This window comes from Vibrio sp. SCSIO 43155 (assembly GCF_023716605.1).
GTDB classification, from domain to species: Bacteria; Pseudomonadota; Gammaproteobacteria; order Enterobacterales; family Vibrionaceae; genus Vibrio; species Vibrio harveyi.
The window spans coordinates 557,780-572,060 of the sequence record NZ_CP071852.1 but is presented as its reverse complement, the minus strand read 5'-3'; the positions used below and the strand labels follow the sequence as shown (position 1 = coordinate 572,060).

The window sequence follows — 14,281 nt, the reverse complement described above, 5'->3', positions numbered from 1 at the left end:
GTGACAACGGAGGCGCATTATAGGGAGTTCCTTAAGGAACACAAGCCTATTTTTCAAAAAAACTTGGCTTTTTAGTTCGTTCGTATAGAAAACAAACAAAACTCAATAAAAGTGTATTAAAAAGGGGGCTATTGCCCCCTAAAGTTTGAACTTTATCCCACTTTTCAGTGCATCAATGCAATTATTGATGAGCAATGATTTGGTCATTGCTAACAATCAGCTGTACTTTCTTGTCTGGTAATATCTCTCCAGCCAAAATCGACTTCGCTAATGGGTTTTCTACATTCTGTTGAATTGCACGTTTTAAAGGTCGTGCACCATATACTGGGTCGAAGCCAACTTGGGCGATCAAATCGAGGGCTTTATCAGATACCTCAAATTGGTAGCCTTTTTCTTCTAAACGTTTAGCCAAACGTTCTAGTTGAATAGACGCAATAGATTTAATGTGTTCTTGACCTAGTGGGTGGAAGACGACACTTTCATCAACACGGTTTAAGAACTCCGGACGGAAGTGTTTGCTTACAACATCCATCACCTCATTCTTGATTCCTTGGTAATCCAGAGTAGCAAAGTTCTCTTGAATACGAGCCGAACCTAGGTTCGATGTCATAATGACGACCGTGTTACGGAAATCCACCGTACGACCTTGTCCGTCAGTTAAGCGTCCGTCATCTAATACTTGCAGTAGAATATTGAACACATCAGGGTGAGCCTTTTCTACTTCATCTAATAAGATGACGGAATAAGGTTTACGACGAACCGCTTCAGTTAAGTAGCCCCCCTCTTCATAGCCGACATAACCCGGAGGCGCACCAACCAGCCTTGCCACAGAGTGTTTCTCCATGAACTCTGACATATCGATACGTACCATGGCATCTTCACTATCAAACATGAAGCTAGCGAGTGTCTTACACAGCTCTGTTTTACCTACGCCTGTTGGACCTAAGAATAAGAAGGAACCAATTGGTTTATTTGGATCGGATAAACCAGCTCGGCTACGACGGATAGCATTCGATACCACCTCAACCGCTTCAGCCTGGCCAATGACACGTTTATGCAGAACATCTTCCATACGGAGTAATTTCTCTTTTTCTGCTTCAAGCATTTTTGAAACAGGAATACCCGTCTGCTTAGAAAGCACTTCTGCAATTTCATTGTCAGTAACCTTATTACGCAGTAGCGTCATCTCTTGCATTTCTGCTTGAGTTGCTAGGTCTAATTGCTTTTCTAATTCAGGAATACGTCCATACTGCAGCTCAGACATACGGTTTAAGTCACCAGCACGACGAGCAAAGTCCATATCCATACGAGCTTGTTCTAACTCACCTTTAATATGTTGCGTACCTGATAGCGCTGCTTTTTCAGCATTCCACACTTCTTCAAGCTCTGCATACTCACGCTCTTTCTCGTTCAACTCATCGTTAAGCACATCCAAACGTTTTTCACTCGCTTCATCATGCTCGTTGCTCAGCGCTTGCTGTTCGATTTTCAGTTGAATGATTTTGCGCTCAAGTTTGTCTAGCGACTCTGGTTTAGAGTCAATTTGTAGACGAATACTAGAAGCGGCTTCATCAATTAAATCGATCGCTTTGTCGGGTAGTTGACGATCAGAAACATAACGATGCGACAAGCTAGCCGCCGCAACAATCGCCGGATCTGTAATTTCTACGTGATGGTGAAGCTCATAGCGTTCTTTTAAACCACGCAGAATTGCAATGGTATCCTCAACACTTGGCTCATCCACCAGCACTTTTTGGAAACGACGCTCAAGTGCAGCATCTTTCTCTATATACTGACGGTATTCATCTAGTGTTGTAGCGCCCACACAATGAAGTTCACCACGAGCCAGCGCTGGTTTTAGCATGTTACCGGCATCCATAGAGCCTTCACCTTTACCTGCGCCAACCATAGTATGAAGCTCATCAATAAACAGAATGACGTTGCCTTCTTCTTTGGCTAGTTCATTCAATACCGACTTCAAGCGCTCTTCAAATTCACCACGGTACTTCGCACCCGCAACAAGTGCGCCCATATCTAATGAAAGCACTCGGCGACCACGTAGCCCCTCTGGAACTTCATTATTAATGATGCGCTGAGCCAAACCTTCTACGATTGCTGTTTTACCAACACCTGGTTCACCAATGATTACAGGGTTGTTTTTAGTACGGCGTTGCAATACTTGGATGGTACGACGAATTTCGTCATCACGACCAATAACCGGATCCAACTTACCCTGCTCTGCACGTTCAGTAAGGTCTATGGTGAACTTTTCCAACGCTTGTCGAAGTTCTTCCGCATTCGGGTCATTAACCTTTTGGCCACCTCTGATCTTTTCGATCGCTTGACTCACTTTTTGCTCGGTCAAGCCCATCTCTTTCAATAACTGACCAAGTGGACCACGGTCTTCTAATGCTGCAAGCAAGAAGACTTCGGAGGAAATGTAGGAGTCCTGACGCTTTTGAGCCACTTTGTCACACAAATTGAAAAGCGTACCCATAGAGCTAGACAGCTGAACATCACCACCGATGCCACTGACTTTAGGCAGTCGATCTAACATTTCGCTCAATTTAGAGCGTAGATGAGTCACGTCGACATCTAACATTGTTAGCAGTGGACGAATTGGGCTACCGTTCTGATCAAGCAATGCCACCATTAGGTGCACTGGTTCGATATATTGATGATCGCGCCCTAACGCTAGTGACTGAGCATCAGAGATAGCGATTTGAAACTTGCTTGTGAATCTATCAAGACGCATATCTTCCTTCCTAACCTCAACTGAAGAAAATTCTTTTGACAGTTAGAAAGATGGATACGCAGAGAGGGAATTTCAAGGGAGAGAATTAATAAAGATAGCTTTGCAAAAATGAAGCTATGCATCTTTGTACTTTTGGGTTGTAGTGGTTAGTCCTCGATCCAAATAAAAGTCGCTTGTCTACCCGTCACACCATCACGACGATATGAGTAAAAATCTTCTCTATTTTGGAAAGTGCACAATCCGGAATCAAATACTTGAGTGACCCCAGCTTTGTTAAGACGTTGAGTTGCAAGCTTGGACATATCAGCCAGCCACTTACCTTCAACATTACGAGGTGTAAATGCTTGATGCGCTTGAGAGTCAAAATCTAAAAAGGATTGTAAGACATCCTCACCCACTTCAAATGCTTGAGGTCCAATTGCAGGACCAAGCCACGCTATTACTTCACCAGAAAATAGCGCTAGTGCATTTTCAACAATACCATTTGCTAAACCGCGCCAACCAGCATGCACGGCTGCCACTTGGCTGCCCTGTGTATTGGTTAATAGAACAGGTAAACAATCTGCAGTCATCGCAGAACAGACAATATTATTTGAAGAAGTAAACACACCATCAGCGTCAAGTACTTGTGTTGTTGGTGTGCTTACTTGAGCTACCACAGTAGAGTGAGTTTGATTCAACCAAATTGGCGCATTTGGCATATTCGCTTGTTGCGCCAACCAATTACGGTTCTTCTCTACTATAGACGCATCATCCCCAACATGCGCACCAAGGTTCAACCCTTGATATGGCGAAGTCGAAAAGCCTCCGACTCTTGTAGAGGCGAAAGCTTTAACATTTTTCGGCGCGGACCAATTGGGAACAATCGTCTTCATATTAGAACTCGTCAGGTAGACCGAACTCTTCTGTATCTTTACGCAGCGCTTCTGTCATCTCTACCATGTCATCAGGAACTGGAGCGTGGAACTCTAGCTCTTCACCAGTGATAGGATGTTCGAAACGTAGCATTACCGCGTGCAATGCTTGACGATCAAAACCACGAATCATGGCTGTTAGCTCTTCCGATGCACCTGTTGGGATACGAGCACGACCGCCATAAGCAGTATCACCGAGTAGCGGATGCTGTAGGTAAGACATATGAACACGGATTTGGTGCGTGCGACCGGTTTCTAGACGAAGACGGATACGTGTGTGTTCACGGAAATGCTCTGCAACACGGTAATGCGTTACCGCCGGTTTACCCAGAGGCGCAACTGCCATTAGCGTACGCTTAGTCGAGTGACGACCAATTGGCTGATCCACTTTACCACCCGCCGTCATACGACCGATTGCAATCGCTTCGTACTCACGGGTGATGTTACGTTTTTGCAAAGCGCGAACCAGACGAGTTTGTGTCGGAACAGTTTTCGCAACCACCATCAGACCAGTGGTGTCTTTATCTAGACGGTGTACGATACCTGCACGAGGTACTTCGGCGATGTCTGGGTAGTGATGCAGCAATGCGTTTAGTACTGTGCCGTCTGGTGTACCCGCTCCTGGGTGTACAACAAAATCACGAGGCTTGTTGATTACGATGATATCTTCATCTTCGTAGACGATATCTAGCGGGATATCTTGTGCTTCCCAGCGTTCTTCATCTTCCAGCTCGGCTTGCAAGGTAATTTCCTCACCACCCATTACTTTGGTGCGAGGTTTAGTGACAACTTCACCATTCACTTGTACCTTCCCGTCAAGCAACCACTCTTTCAAGCGAGAACGAGAGAAGTCCGCGAACAATTCGGCGATAGCTTGGTCTAAACGTTGACCTAACTGGCTATCTTTTACGGTGTTGGTTAAAACAATCTGCTGAGCCATATCGAACTTTTTTAAAAACTGTGAGACTAATGCTCACGACTGTGGAAAAATAGACTATTACGTCATTGTATCTGTTACTGGAAAGAAAGTAACGGCAGCTTAAGAAATATTTAGATTCAAGGAACAGACTCCTGATATGAAACATCAGACTTTAACAGGCCTTTTAGCGGTATCCCTTCTGTTTGGCTGTGCAAGCAAAGAAGAAATCGTTCCTGATGTGCCACCTTCTGAACTGTATGCAGACGCGCAAACTTCTCTGCAAAGCGGTAACTGGCTTTCTGCCATCGAGAAATTAGAAGCTTTGGATTCGCGTTACCCGTTTGGTGCCTACTCTGAGCAGGTACAACTTGACCTTATCTACGCGTACTACAAAAACGACGACCTAGCACTCGGTCTAGCAACTATTTCTCGCTTTATGCGTTTGAACCCGACTCATGAAAAAATGGACTGGGTATTGTACATGCGTGGTTTGAGCCACATGGCACAAGATCGTAACTTCATGCATGACCTATTTAACGTTGATCGCAGTGACCGTGACCCAGAGCCCGTTAAGAAAGCATTTGATGATTTCAAAAAACTGCTAGAGCGTTACCCGAACAGCCCATACGCGGAAGATTCACAGAAACGCATGGTGGCGCTGAAGAACCGTCTTGCAAACTACGATCTTGCGACAGCAGATTTCTACTTGCGTCGTGAAGCTTGGATTGCGGCGATTAACCGTTCTCAAGAGCTTCAAAAGACTTTCCCTGATACAGAAGCAGCTCGCAAGTCGCTTGAGATTCAACTAGAAGCTTACAAACAGTTGAAACTGGATGACGCCGTTGCCAGAACGGAAGAGCTTATCAAGCTAAACCCAGCAAACTAATCCTCAACCGCCACAGCTCAAACTGTGGCGGTTTTGTTTTCCCTTCTTATTTTTGCTCCACCCGCTAACTTGATGATTTTTTGAGCGCTACTTATGCTTAAAGTTCTCCTTCACCATCAACATGGATGTGAACGTGACATTATCAAAGTTATGGATAGGATTGCTGCTTCTACTCTCAGCATCGAGCTTTTCTCTTGAGCTCTCCCCTCTTAGACAACCACCTTACACGGGGGATCTGGATGTCATTAAAGAGAAAAATGTTTTACGCGTATTAGTGTCTGCCGACCTTGGTTTCTATTACATAGAAGGTGGAGAACCAAAAGGCATTGGTGCAGAACTATTGGCTCATTTCGAAAAAGAGCTCCGTAAGCTCAAACCAAAACTCAACATTCAAATTATCCCAGTTTCACGCGATGAGTTGCTACCTTCTCTTGAGCAAGGTTTAGGGGATTTAGTGGTTGCCAATCTCACCATTACCGATGCACGCAAGAAGCTGGTCGATTTTAGCGATCCTGCTATTACAGGGATTGAAGAATGGGTCATCACTAACAAAAAAACACCAGCAATGACGAAGATTGAACAACTGAGTGGCAAAGAAATTTGGGTTCGTGCCAGTTCAAGTTATTTCGAGAGCATTCAGGTATTAAACAAACAGCTTAATAAAAAAGGCTTACCACCAGTGGTGGTGCACTTTATTGAAGAGACGCTGCAAGACTATGAACTGGTAGGAATGCTAAACAATGGCTATATCAAAGCTATCGTACTTGATAGCCACAAAGCCAAGCTGTGGATGAACTTTATGGATGACATCCGAGCACACACCAAGATTCCGATTAGAGAAGGGGGTGAAATTGGTTGGGCCATGCGCCATAACAGCCCGGAGCTAAGAAAAGCGGTCAACAAGTTCATCCAAACTTCCAAGTCAGGAACACTACTGGGCAACGTCATTTATGGAAAATACATCGATAACACCAATTGGCTCAACAAAGCACTGAACCCCAAAAAGATTGCTCAGCTTGAAAAGCTCTCATCACTGTTTGCTAAGTATGGGGAGAAGTACGACTTTGACTACCTCCTCATCGCAGCGGTGGCCTATCAGGAATCAGGGTTCGATAACAGTCTAGTATCAAGCCGTGGTGCCGTTGGTATTATGCAAATCTTACCGAGTACGGCGAGTGACCCTAATGTGAACATTAAGAATGTCCGTAATCTAGAGAACAACGTTCATGCAGGGGTGAAATACTTAGCGTTTCTTCGCCGGTATTACTTCAGTGATAGCAACATAACTAAAGAGAACAAGCTCTACTTAACGTTAGCTGCATACAATGCTGGACCTGGAAACATTGAGAGAATGCGTAAACGTGCCGCTCAGCAAGGTTACGATCCGAATGTATGGTTCAATAATGTGGAGGTCGTAACACGTAGAAGCTTAGGGGAAACCATCAGGTACGTAACGAATGTGAACCGCTACTACGTGATCTACAAACAGTTAGAAAGTCTCGACCTAGCAAAAACTCTCGATAATGTTCTGCTTGTGCCTGATGACCCTGTCTTTATGACGCCATTGCGCAGCGTCAGCCAAACGCCTCAATTGAAAACACACTAGCTAGAAACCAAAAACGCCGCTCATTTGTTGAGCGGCGTTTTTGAATCTAACTTATTGTGCACTTTAAGAGTGATCTGATTCACATCTTTGATCTGGTTAATTTTTAACTAACTAGAATTACAGGCCGTATAACTCCCCTAAAAACGGGTTAGTTTTCAGCTCAGTACTCTATCCAATCTAATGATTTCGAATCCGATAACAAGCAATTTTCACATAAATCTCAGCAGTTCTTGAGTGAGATCACATTCATTTTTCATCTCGAAAAACCCATCCCAAAAAGCGATCTAGATCACATTCTTTTCTCCTCAAAGCGGTAATCTGAACTCAACCCATGAGGGATGAAACAGAGGAAAAACATTTATGACAATGAACATTACTGGTAAAAACATCGAAATCACCTCTGCAATCCGCGCTCATATTGAGAGCAAATTTAAAAAGCTGGAGAAATGGCAAGTAGACATCATTGGGTGCCAAGCAACATTCAGCGAGGAACCAAACAAACAGAAGAAATTCGAAGCCGTTATTAAAGTTCCTAAAGGCCAGCTAATCGCCTCAGCAACTCACGAAGATCTTTACGCAGCTATTAATGAAGTGGAGCAAAAACTAGAACGACAACTGAATAAGCTGACCCACAAACCTGAAGCTCGACGTGCGAATAAGCCTGAGCTAGTGGAAGAAGAAGAGTAAAACGTCCAGATTGAGGAAGTAGCGCCGAAAGGCGCTATTTTTTTGCTTGACGCTCCCCGCCTGCTTGCTTATTGTGTTTAAACACTCACAAATTAAGCACTATTTATGCACTCAACTAACCTGTTTCTTTTTGACTTCTTTTTCCTTCCATAGTTGGAGGGGCTAACTCGTTTGTGAAAGAAAAGTCAAAAACAAACAGAAAGCCTCCCAAATCGGGGGGCTTTTTTTATAAGGAAAGAATTGATGACTGACCAACCTATTTCCCTGGAAGAAATTCGTTTACGTTTGAATGAACTCGATGACGAGTTATTAAGCCTACTGTCCGAACGCCGTAAGCTCAGCATTGAAGTCGCTAAAAGCAAAGTTCAAACTTCGAAACCTGTTCGTGATGCCGTCCGTGAACAACAGCTTCTAGTAAAACTGATCACCAATGGTCGTGATAAATACGAACTCGACGCTCAGTACATCACCAAACTTTTCCATACCATCATTGAAGACTCGGTCCTTCTTCAACAAAGCTACCTACAAAACCTTGTTAACCCACAGCAAAGCCGTAAGCCACTTGCTCGTGTTGCGTTTCTTGGTGCGAAAGGCTCTTACTCACACCTTGCAAGTCGCGAATACTTCAGCCGCAAGAACACAGAGTTAATTGAACTCAACTGTGAACACTTCAAAGAAGTGACTCAAACGGTCGAATCAGGTCATGCTGATTATGGTGTGCTGCCAATTGAAAACACCAGTTCAGGCTCGATCAATGAAGTCTACGACCTACTGCAACACACAACGCTGTACATCGTTGGTGAACTGACTCAACCAATTGAACATTGCTTGGTGGCAACCAAAGACATTCGTCTTGAGAACATCAAAACGCTTTACTCTCATCCACAACCACACCAACAATGCAGCGAGTTCCTGAGTCGCATGAAAGGCGTGAAACTAGAATCTTGTGCAAGTACTGCAGATGCGATGCAAAAAGTGCAAGAGCTCAATCGTGATGATGTAGCGGCAATCGGTAATGCTTCAAGCGGTAAGCTTTATGGTCTACAAGCGATTCAGGGCAATATCGCAAACCAAACCGAAAACCACACACGCTTTATCGTAGTTGCGCGTAAACCAGTAGAAGTATCGACACAGATCCCTGCAAAAACCACACTGATCATGTCGACTTCTCAAGAAGCAGGCTCACTGGTTCAAACGCTATTGGTACTTCAACGTTACGGCATCAATATGACCAAACTAGAATCACGTCCAATCATGGGTAACCCATGGGAAGAAATGTTCTACGTTGACCTTGAATCTCATCTTGGTTCGAACGAAATGCAACAGGCAATTGATGAGCTAACTAAAATCACTAAGCACTTGAAAGTACTAGGTTGTTATCCAAGTGAGAACGTGAAACCGACTCAAGTTAAACTGAGCTAAAAGACATCCGTAGGTAAAAAGATCATGGCAGGCCAAAAAGTCGTTATCGCATCACTTAACCCAGCGAAAATCAAAGCAGTAGAGAGTGCTTTTCACAGCGCTTTCCCTGAGCAGAAGTTTGAATTCATTGGGGTCAGCGTTCCAAGTGAAGTCGCAGATCAGCCAATGACAAATGATGAAACACATCTCGGAGCTCTGAATCGCGTTCGTAACGCTAAAGCCGAAATAACGAATGCCGATTTTTATGTCGGTTTAGAAGCAGGTATTGAAGGGAAAGTCACATTTGCTTGGATGGTGATTGAATCTGATACGCATCGCGGGGAATCTCGCTCTGCAAGCTTGATGTTGCCACCAGAAGTACTACAGAAGCTTAAACATGCCAATGAACTTGGTGATGTGATGGATGAAGTTTTTGGTACCGACAACATCAAACAGAAAGGCGGTGCAATTGGGTTGCTAACTCAAAACCAACTGACTCGTAGCTCGGTGTATCATCAAGCTTTGATTCTGGCGTTGATTCCATTTACGAATCCCGAGCACTTCCCTGCGAATTTATAACTGCTTTTAGACTCATGGCTAAATAATACACGAATTAAAAAGGGCGGTTTTTCCGCCCTTTTTACTGTCTATGATATAGAAACTCAAACGACCTTACTGAGCACCTTGCTCGAGCAACGTCTTGAGTTTGTCCTTATCGACTTCCGACTTTGACTTCAACTCATTTGAGCCGCGAGTGATCGTTGCTATGCCAACCCCCAGCATTTGACTGATTTGACGTTGAGAAAGCTCACCTTTCAGCAATTCATTCAGAATGTTCACACGTGCGGTGAGTGATTCTCTCTCATCCGGTGTCATTAGCATGGTCAACAACATCTCATGTTGCTGGTTATCCACACTTGAGCGGATCAATTCAACAATCTGCTGCCAGTCTTTGTACTCAGGTTCGTGTGACATCAAGTTACCTCACTCAATACTTGGTATTGATCTCATTTGGGGTCAAGAACGCACCATCGACACCTAAAAGGTCACGGTAATACGTTTCAAACATCAAAATGTTCTGCACATAACCGCGAGTCTCTTTAAACGGAATCGCTTCAATAAAGGAATAAGCGTCCACTTTTCCTTGGGTTCGCTCTCGCCACGTTTTTACTCGGTTAGGTCCTGCATTATAAGCGGCGAGCGCAAAAATACGATTATTATCGTAATCCTCCATTAACCCTTGTAAGTAATGACTACCGATTTCAATATTCTTACCTACATTGTACAAGTCTTCCGTGCCTTGGTATTTAAGCTTATATTTACGAGCAGTGTACTTCGCGGTTGCAGGCATAATTTGCATCAAGCCACGAGCGCCAACGGGTGAGCGAGCCTCAGAGTCCAGTGCACTTTCTTGTCGAGCCAAAGACATCATAGTAATAGGATCGATGTTATGTTTCTCGGCATAGAAATTAAACCACCAGCGGTGAGCGACAGGAAAACGCAGAGGTATGTTGTCCCACATTTTAGCTTGAATACTCGCTGTTACCGTTAAATTATGCCAACGTTTAGAAGCAGCATAAGCCGCCAACATCTTTTTCTCTTCTTTACCAACACGACGCAGCAAATGTGCCCATTCACTTTTGGCAGCAGCAATTTTGTCGGTTTCAATCAACTCTTCAATTCGCACTAACGATTTTTGGTAAGGTTGAACCACCTTTTTATCGAGCTTCACGGTACTCGATGGATACTTAATCGACTGACCAATCGCATTCGCTGCAGCAACACTATAAAAATTCCGTTGACCCGCCAATTTAGCCAAGCGCTGTTTGCCCGCGACTTTATCACCCAACGCCATCTCACTGCGTCCTAACCAGTATTGCCACCGAAGCGTCGCTTGTTCTTTTTCATTTAAAACTGCAATCCACTTCTGTACCCCTTTCCAATCACCATTTTGAATCGATAAACGAATGCGGCTTTCAATCAAGGGTAAATTCTTACTCGATCTCGTCTTATCATCACGCCATTGAGCCAACGAATCTGACTCGGTACGAATCAAACGAATCGCAATATAGTCAGCTAATGCTTGTGCTTTTTCTGGTGAAAACTTCTGTCCTTTCACAACGATTGCGTAAGCGTCTTGCGCCTTTTTTGTATCCTTACGCGCTAGTTTTTCTAACGCGAATTCACTTTGAGCACGGTTGAAATCATTAGCAGGTTGTTTCTTAGCAAATGCAGCGACCGTTTCTGGTTTATCAAACAGTGCCTTCATCGCTTTGGCTTGCTGCTGCGCCTTGCTTGATTTAGGCAGTTTTTGTAGGTAACTCAATAAACCACCGTTACGCGCATCAAACGCCAGCAACATGCGTTGTAAGATAAGTTCATCAGAGCGCTCACCCGCTTTATCCCACGCAGAGAATAATGGGTCACACTCATCTGCAATGCTGCTGCCACGCAACCACATGTGTTCTGCACCTTTGAACGCAGCCACTTGTTTGCCTTGATTTAATTGGGCGACGTAAAAAATACATTGATAGCGCTCACCACTTGGTTCCACTCTCTGAAACTCAGTAATGGTTTTCCAATCTTTCTGACGATAAAGGTTATCTAAGTAAGGGGCACGAATTCGACGTGAGAATGGAAAAGCCTCATGGTCTTTAATAAATTCGTCTACCTGTTGTGGAGACTTACTCGATAATTGCCTCAGAAACACCCGATAATCCACATAAGGAGTCAGTGGATAGTTGGCGATTTTTGAACGGATAGATAAGTAACCATCAATGTCATTCTTATCTAATAGGTCTTGAGCTTGTTCATAGACCTGGCGCTGCTTTTCTAAACTCAGCGCAGCGTTTGCTGATACGCTAACCGCACATAAAGCGGCTGCATAACATACTCTTTTAGCCAATTCAGATACGTTGAATCTCATGTGCGTCATTTTCCTCAGACGTTTATCACTCCATGCCTTACTAATGAAGAATGCAAAGCGTAGTAAGTCATAAAGCATATGCATCTATTTACACCGTATTAAGTTCTCATTGTAAAGCGACTTGATGTAATAAATGTTGTACTCGTGAAACTTTAGAACCCTTAAAGACAAATAGATTCCCAACAATCCATTCTTCCTGATGAATCGCAGCACATTGAATTAAGGGTGAACAAGAAAAGTGTATACCCTAAAGTTGTGAGTTTCCGGTCAGCAATGAAGAAGAAATCACATGAGCGGCGAATTTCTTGCAATGCGGTAACAAAACTCAAGGAGTTGGTATAAAATAGACGCTTTGAATGACAGTTAATTTAGGAACGATCGGCAATGGCTGAATACGTATATACCATGTCGCGGGTGAGCAAAATCGTGCCACCTAAGCGTCAAATTCTTAAAGACATCTCTCTAAGCTTCTTCCCAGGTGCAAAAATCGGTGTTCTAGGTCTGAACGGTGCGGGTAAATCAACTCTGCTACGTATCATGGCGGGCATCGATACTGATATCGATGGTGAAGCACGTCCACAACCTGGTCTAAACGTAGGTTACCTACCTCAGGAGCCAGTACTAGACGAATCAAAAACCGTTCGTGAAGTGGTTGAAGAAGCGGTATCTGATGTTGCAGACGCGCTGAAGCGTTTGGATGCGGTATATGCTGCGTATGCAGAACCAGACGCAGACTTCGATGCACTTGCAAAAGAGCAAGGCGAACTAGAAGCGCTAATTCAAGCGAAAGACGGTCATAACCTAGACAACGCGCTAGAGCGTGCGGCTGATGCACTTCGTCTACCTGAGTGGGATCAAAAGATTGCAAACCTATCTGGTGGTGAACGTCGCCGTGTTGCTATCTGTCGTCTTCTTCTAGAGAAGCCAGACATGCTACTACTAGACGAACCAACCAACCACTTGGATGCTGAGTCTGTTGCATGGCTAGAGCGCTTCCTAGTTGATTACACAGGCACTGTAGTTGCGATTACCCACGACCGTTACTTCCTAGATAACGCTGCGGGTTGGATCCTAGAACTTGACCGTGGTGAAGGTATTCCATGGGAAGGTAACTACACGTCTTGGCTAGAGCAAAAAGATGCACGTCTACAACAAGAAGCATCTCAAGAAAAAGCTCGTCAAAAGACCATTGAGAAAGAACTTGAATGGGTTCGTCAAAACCCTAAAGGTCGTCAAGCGAAGTCTAAAGCACGTATGGCGCGCTTTGAAGAGCTGCAAAACACTGACCACCAAAAACGTAACGAAACCAACGAGCTGTTCATCCCACCGGGTGAGCGTCTAGGTGATAAAGTTATCGAAGTGAACAACCTGACGAAATCATTCGACGGTCGCGTTCTTATTGATGACCTATCATTCAGCATGCCTAAGGGTGCAATCGTAGGTATTATCGGTGCCAACGGTGCTGGTAAATCGACCCTATTCAAGATGCTAAGCGGCACAGAACAGCCTGATTCAGGTACGATTGAGCTAGGTGAAACCGTGAAGCTAGCGTCCGTTGAGCAGTTCCGCGACTCAATGAACGACAAGAACACCGTATTCCAAGAAATTTCTGAAGGCGCTGATATCATCAAGATCAACAACTTCGAAATTCCTGCACGTGCTTACTGTTCTCGCTTCAACTTCAAAGGTTCAGATCAACAGAAGATTATCGGCGAACTGTCTGGTGGTGAGCGTAACCGTGTACACCTTGCTAAGCTTCTTAAAGCTGGCGGTAACGTACTATTACTCGATGAGCCAACCAACGACCTTGACGTTGAAACACTACGTGCGCTAGAAGAAGCTCTACTAGAGTTCCCTGGCTGTGCAATGGTTATCTCGCACGACCGCTGGTTCCTAGACCGTATCGCGACACACATCATCGACTACCGCGATGAAGGTCAAGTTAACTTCTACGAAGGTAACTATAACGAGTACATGGAATGGCTGAAGAAGACGCTTGGTCCTGAAGCGGCTGAGCCACACCGTATCAAATACAAGCGCGTATCGAAGTAATTTCGACCGCAGGTTGATGTGCGGTATTTCACCTTACATCTCACCTTTGCTTGTAATTCGTACAAAGGTCGCTATCATAGCGACCTTTGTTGTATGTGTTGCATAAATAGCTCAAATGCCCTTGTAGCATGTAAA

The 14,281-nt window shown here is 44.3% G+C and carries 11 protein-coding genes and 1 other annotated feature; of the genes, 6 read left to right on the top strand and 5 right to left on the bottom strand.

Annotation, left to right across the window (positions count from 1 at the left end; translation table 11 throughout):
- Nucleotides 1-181: 181 nt before the first annotated feature.
- The 3 genes from clpB to rluD form a co-directional block, all read right to left on the bottom strand.
- Nucleotides 182-2,755 (bottom strand): ATP-dependent chaperone ClpB, encoded by a 2,574-nt coding sequence (clpB, locus tag J4N44_RS02625; RefSeq protein WP_005447963.1) that lies wholly within the window; start codon nt 2,753-2,755, stop codon nt 182-184.
- A 146-nt stretch (nt 2,756-2,901) separates the two neighbouring features.
- The gene (gene pgeF / locus J4N44_RS02620) at nt 2,902-3,630 is read right to left on the bottom strand and encodes a peptidoglycan editing factor PgeF (RefSeq protein ID WP_009697651.1); all 729 of its coding nucleotides are present in this window, start codon (nt 3,628-3,630) and stop codon (nt 2,902-2,904) included.
- A 1-nt stretch (nt 3,631) separates the two neighbouring features.
- Nucleotides 3,632-4,609 (bottom strand): 23S rRNA pseudouridine(1911/1915/1917) synthase RluD, encoded by a 978-nt coding sequence (rluD, locus tag J4N44_RS02615; RefSeq protein WP_252044822.1) that lies wholly within the window; start codon nt 4,607-4,609, stop codon nt 3,632-3,634.
- Nucleotides 4,610-4,745: 136 nt separating this feature from the next.
- Here rluD and J4N44_RS02610 point away from each other — a divergent pair, with 136 nt between their 5' ends.
- The 5 genes from J4N44_RS02610 to yjjX all read left to right on the top strand — a co-directional run bounded on the left by J4N44_RS02610 (nt 4,746) and on the right by yjjX (nt 9,747).
- Nucleotides 4,746-5,474, top strand: a complete 729-nt coding sequence (locus J4N44_RS02610) for an outer membrane protein assembly factor BamD (RefSeq protein ID WP_005447960.1) — start codon at nt 4,746-4,748, stop codon at nt 5,472-5,474.
- 121 nt (nt 5,475-5,595) lie between these two features.
- Nucleotides 5,596-7,080, top strand: a complete 1,485-nt coding sequence (locus J4N44_RS02605; RefSeq protein WP_009697650.1) for an MltF family protein — start codon at nt 5,596-5,598, stop codon at nt 7,078-7,080.
- A 360-nt stretch (nt 7,081-7,440) separates the two neighbouring features.
- Nucleotides 7,441-7,767: a ribosome hibernation-promoting factor, HPF/YfiA family gene (hpf, locus tag J4N44_RS02600; RefSeq protein WP_005447957.1), complete on the top strand. Its 327-nt coding sequence runs from the start codon at nt 7,441-7,443 to the stop codon at nt 7,765-7,767.
- Nucleotides 7,768-7,875: 108 nt separating this feature from the next.
- Nucleotides 7,876-7,997 (top strand) — a sequence feature (Phe leader region).
- Between the two features lie 13 nt (nt 7,998-8,010).
- On the top strand, nt 8,011-9,189 hold the full coding sequence (pheA, locus tag J4N44_RS02595) for a prephenate dehydratase (protein ID WP_005447956.1): 1,179 nt from the start codon (nt 8,011-8,013) through the stop codon (nt 9,187-9,189).
- A gap of 24 nt (nt 9,190-9,213) precedes the next feature.
- Entirely contained in the window at nt 9,214-9,747 is a 534-nt protein-coding gene (gene yjjX / locus J4N44_RS02590; protein WP_005447955.1) for an inosine/xanthosine triphosphatase, read from the top strand.
- A 93-nt stretch (nt 9,748-9,840) separates the two neighbouring features.
- Here the strand turns inward: yjjX and trpR are convergent, their stop codons facing one another.
- Nucleotides 9,841-10,143, bottom strand: a complete 303-nt coding sequence (gene trpR, locus J4N44_RS02585; RefSeq protein ID WP_005447954.1) for a trp operon repressor — start codon at nt 10,141-10,143, stop codon at nt 9,841-9,843.
- A gap of 13 nt (nt 10,144-10,156) precedes the next feature.
- Nucleotides 10,157-12,103 (bottom strand): murein transglycosylase, encoded by a 1,947-nt coding sequence (sltY, locus tag J4N44_RS02580; RefSeq protein WP_005447953.1) that lies wholly within the window; start codon nt 12,101-12,103, stop codon nt 10,157-10,159.
- 375 nt (nt 12,104-12,478) lie between these two features.
- Between sltY and ettA the strand changes: the two genes are divergently transcribed.
- Complete coding sequence (gene ettA / locus J4N44_RS02575; protein WP_005447952.1) at nt 12,479-14,146, top strand: energy-dependent translational throttle protein EttA; 1,668 nt, start codon at nt 12,479-12,481, stop codon at nt 14,144-14,146.
- The last annotated feature ends 135 nt before the right edge of the window (nt 14,147-14,281 follow it).

Coding starts and splice junctions, on each gene's coding strand:
- clpB (WP_005447963.1), bottom strand. CDS start 2,755: ATGCGTCTTGATAGATTCACAAGCAAGTTTCAAATCGCTATCTCTGAT.
- pgeF (WP_009697651.1), bottom strand. CDS start 3,630: ATGAAGACGATTGTTCCCAATTGGTCCGCGCCGAAAAATGTTAAAGCT.
- rluD (WP_252044822.1), bottom strand. CDS start 4,609: ATGGCTCAGCAGATTGTTTTAACCAACACCGTAAAAGATAGCCAGTTA.
- J4N44_RS02610 (WP_005447960.1), top strand. CDS start 4,746: ATGAAACATCAGACTTTAACAGGCCTTTTAGCGGTATCCCTTCTGTTT.
- J4N44_RS02605 (WP_009697650.1), top strand. CDS start 5,596: ATGGATGTGAACGTGACATTATCAAAGTTATGGATAGGATTGCTGCTT.
- hpf (WP_005447957.1), top strand. CDS start 7,441: ATGACAATGAACATTACTGGTAAAAACATCGAAATCACCTCTGCAATC.
- pheA (WP_005447956.1), top strand. CDS start 8,011: ATGACTGACCAACCTATTTCCCTGGAAGAAATTCGTTTACGTTTGAAT.
- yjjX (WP_005447955.1), top strand. CDS start 9,214: ATGGCAGGCCAAAAAGTCGTTATCGCATCACTTAACCCAGCGAAAATC.
- trpR (WP_005447954.1), bottom strand. CDS start 10,143: ATGTCACACGAACCTGAGTACAAAGACTGGCAGCAGATTGTTGAATTG.
- sltY (WP_005447953.1), bottom strand. CDS start 12,103: ATGACGCACATGAGATTCAACGTATCTGAATTGGCTAAAAGAGTATGT.
- ettA (WP_005447952.1), top strand. CDS start 12,479: ATGGCTGAATACGTATATACCATGTCGCGGGTGAGCAAAATCGTGCCA.